Origin of the sequence: Sneathiella sp., assembly GCF_041689005.1 — a bacterium.
Taxonomy (GTDB): Bacteria; Pseudomonadota; Alphaproteobacteria; order Sneathiellales; family Sneathiellaceae; genus Sneathiella.
In genome coordinates, this window is the sequence record NZ_JBDNHC010000155.1 from 1 (window position 1) to 3,140 (window position 3,140).

The 3,140-nt window shown below is 55.9% G+C and carries 4 protein-coding genes and 1 tRNA gene; 2 read left to right on the plus strand and 3 right to left on the minus strand.

Features of this window, described 5'->3' with window-relative positions:
* The 3 genes from ACESNI_RS17080 to ACESNI_RS17090 all read right to left on the minus strand — a co-directional run.
* A partial coding sequence (locus ACESNI_RS17080; RefSeq protein WP_373089205.1) for a S49 family peptidase occupies positions 1-722 on the minus strand: 722 nt, incomplete at its 3' end.
* 44 nt (positions 723-766) lie between these two features.
* Positions 767-1,570 (minus strand): tRNA1(Val) (adenine(37)-N6)-methyltransferase, encoded by an 804-nt coding sequence (locus ACESNI_RS17085; protein ID WP_373089207.1) that lies wholly within the window; start codon positions 1,568-1,570, stop codon positions 767-769.
* A gap of 8 nt (positions 1,571-1,578) precedes the next feature.
* Positions 1,579-1,797, minus strand: coding sequence for a DUF2007 domain-containing protein (locus tag ACESNI_RS17090; protein ID WP_373089209.1), 219 nt, complete (start codon positions 1,795-1,797; stop codon positions 1,579-1,581).
* Positions 1,798-1,928: 131 nt separating this feature from the next.
* Here ACESNI_RS17090 and ACESNI_RS17095 point away from each other — a divergent pair, with 131 nt between their 5' ends.
* Both ACESNI_RS17095 and ACESNI_RS17100 read left to right on the plus strand, forming a co-directional pair.
* Complete coding sequence (locus tag ACESNI_RS17095; protein ID WP_373089211.1) at positions 1,929-2,951, plus strand: polyprenyl synthetase family protein; 1,023 nt, start codon at positions 1,929-1,931, stop codon at positions 2,949-2,951.
* Between the two features lie 111 nt (positions 2,952-3,062).
* Positions 3,063-3,139, plus strand: a tRNA-Pro gene (locus ACESNI_RS17100).
* Position 3,140: the final 1 nt, after the last annotated feature.

Here is a 3,140-nt window from a genome sequence, read left to right on the forward strand (position 1 = left end):
ACCTTATCGCCGAATTTTCCCCGCATGAACGAACGCAGATCGGCAATTCCGTCGACCAGACCGAGATCTACTGCCTTCGCGCCGACCCAGATATCGCCTGAAAAAAGCTCCTTGTCTTTACGTTTTTTCAAACGTTCCCCGCGCCGGGTCTTGACCAGTTCCTTGAAATTCTCATGGATGTCTTCCTGTATTTTCTTCAGCCAGACAATATCCTCGGCCTTTTCAGGGCTAAAGGGATCCAGCTTGGCCTTGTTCTCACCCGCCGAATAAAGCCGCCGTTCGACACCGATTTTTTCCAGCAGCGCCGGAAAGCCGAAGCCCGCGGAAATGACGCCGATCGAGCCGACAATCGAGTTTTTATTGATATAGATTTCATCCGCGCAAAGACTCAACCAATAGCCGCCCGAGGCCATCACATCCTCGGCGAAGGCATAAACCATAATGTCTTCCTCATCGGCCAGTTGACGGATATAGTCAAAAATCAGGGACGACTGGACTGGTGACCCGCCCGGTGAGTTAATAACCAACGCGACTGCGCTCAATCCCTTGGTCTTGAAGGCCGCCTCTATTTGTGTGGACAGGCCCGCCAGATTAAGATTCTCCCCGCGCAGCTTGCTGCCGCCAGGCGCAATCACGCCATGAAGGGGAATGACGGCAACAAGGGGTGACTTGTCAAAGAAGCGCCTGAGCGGCGTTTTGGCGATAAGATTTTTTATTTTCATGAGCGTTAAGGTAAGGATTTGTGCGGCCTGTACAAGTAATTTCGTTACAGCACGTCTTTAAGCGAAGCGCCGCGCCGGGATATCTGTTCCGCCGCCAAGGTTGGTTTGCCGCTTTTCTCATGCAGCACCAGCCCACGCGTGAGTTCAAGGGGGCCCTTCACACCCTTCACCGCCTGTACGATCACGCGCTTCGCCGAGGTTTCACCATCCGGCCAGAGCGGAATGACCGTGAGCGAGCCGCAAGCGATGGAGAGGGCCTTTATCACATCCCCCAGACGATCCGCCCGATGGATAACAGTTATCCGGCCCTTTGTCTTTGCGCGTGCCACGCAAAATTGCAGCCATTCCGGCAGGGCGACGGATCCCTCAATATGGGCAAGTGTTTTTATTGGTGTTTTTGCCGCCTGAGCCCGACCCTTGCCATAAAAGGGGGGATTGGTCATGACATGGTCAAAGCCGACTTCAAGCAGCGGCTTTCCGCCCGGCCCCCGGAGACCAGCAAAGGCCTTGCGCTCCCCAATATCCGCCGCGATCATATGAGCGCGATCCCCAAAGCCGTTTTGCACCGCATTCCTCTCTGCAACGGCTAAAAGCTCCGGCTGTAACTCTATTCCCCATAGATGGCAGTCGGGCACCCGGTGAAGCGCGCAAAATCCAGCCGTACCGACGCCGCAGCCGACATCGAGGAGCGTGTCCCCCATCCCCGCCATCACCGCCGCAGCCAGCAAAACCGCGTCCGATCCTGCCCGATAGCCCTCCCGCGGCTGCAGCAGAGTAAGAGAGCCGCCCAAAAACCGATCGGTTGTAAGACCGTCTGTATCGATGCTGGTGGTATCTTGAACCGTCATAGGCCGTGTTAGGCTTCCGCCTCTCCCTCGTCAATATCTGCTAATATCCGCTTGGCGCGATCAAAGTCCTCAGACAACACCATAACCCGCTTCTGGATGGCCCCGATGCTCCCTTCGAGAATGGAGGTATACTCATCAAGAACAACTGCTTCGATATCCTCACCCGCTAACATCGCTAAAATATAAGAAATCCGCACTGGATCATTACTCCGCATCAATTCTTTCACAAATCCTCCTGACCCTCGAATTATCCGCTATTTTTCGGTATGATTTTTCCGGCCTTACTTGACCGCCCGCAATCTTAAGCTATGCTTTATCCCATGCATAGTCCCCCGGCCACTCTTCGAATGAGGCAACATTGGCGATCATCGTAAATCTCGGCGACAGAAAAGAACAACCCGCAAAAGCAACCCTGAAGCGATTATTGACAATCGTGGAAGCGGATCTTGAGGAAACGAACCAGATTATCCTGGAACGGATGCACAGTGAAGTTGACCTTATTCCGACCCTCGCCCGCCATCTTATCGCCGCCGGTGGCAAGCGCTTACGTCCTGTGCTCACCCTCGGTGCCGCACGGCTTTGTGGCTACGAGGGGGATCGCGCGAAAAAGCTCGCGGCTTGCGTCGAGTTCATCCATACCGCAACGCTCCTCCATGACGACGTGGTCGATGAGAGCGATCTTCGCCGTGGCAATGAAACGGCCAATGTTCTCTGGGGTAACCAGGCCAGCGTCCTTGTCGGCGACTTCCTGTTCAGCCGGTCTTTTCAGTTGATGGTCGAGGATGGATCTCTGTCTGTCCTCTCCATTCTCTCCAACGCCTCCGCCGTGATCGCCGAAGGCGAAGTGATGCAGTTGATGAATGTCGGCGATACGAGCACCACCGAGGACAGTTACCTGCAGGTGATCTCGTCCAAAACCGCCGCCTTGTTCGCCGCTGCCTGCCAGGTCGGCGCAGTCGTGGCAAACCGCCCGAAAGCCGAGGAACAGGCCCTTGAAAGCTATGGCCGCAACCTCGGAATCGCCTTTCAACTTGTCGATGACGCCCTGGATTATTCAGCCGAACAGCAGGCGCTCGGCAAGTCCATCGGCGATGATTTCCGCGAGGGCAAGGTAACGCTACCCATTCTGCTCGCCTTTCGCCGCGGCAATACGGAGGAACGAGCATTCTGGCATCGGGTCGTCGAGAAGGGCGAGCAGCAGGACGGTGACCTTGAGCAGGCGATCAAGATCATCAACAAGCATTCGGCGCTTGAGGATACCATCGAACGGGCCCGCCACTATGGCGCAATGGCCAAGGATGCACTTGGTATTTTTGCGGATACGGAAATCAAGGGCGCCCTTCAGGAAGCCGTCGATTTCTCCATCGAGCGTGCCTTCTAGGGAAAATCAAACAAAGTCGCGACGGGCAAAATTTCGGCCTTGCAGTCTGGCCCAAAACCCGCGTATAACGCATTTGCTTAACCCGGTACCCACCCCGGAAAGGCACACGGTCGGGGCGTGGCGCAGCCTGGTAGCGCACGTCGTTCGGGACGACGGGGTCGGAGGTTCGAATCCTCTCGCCCCGACCAA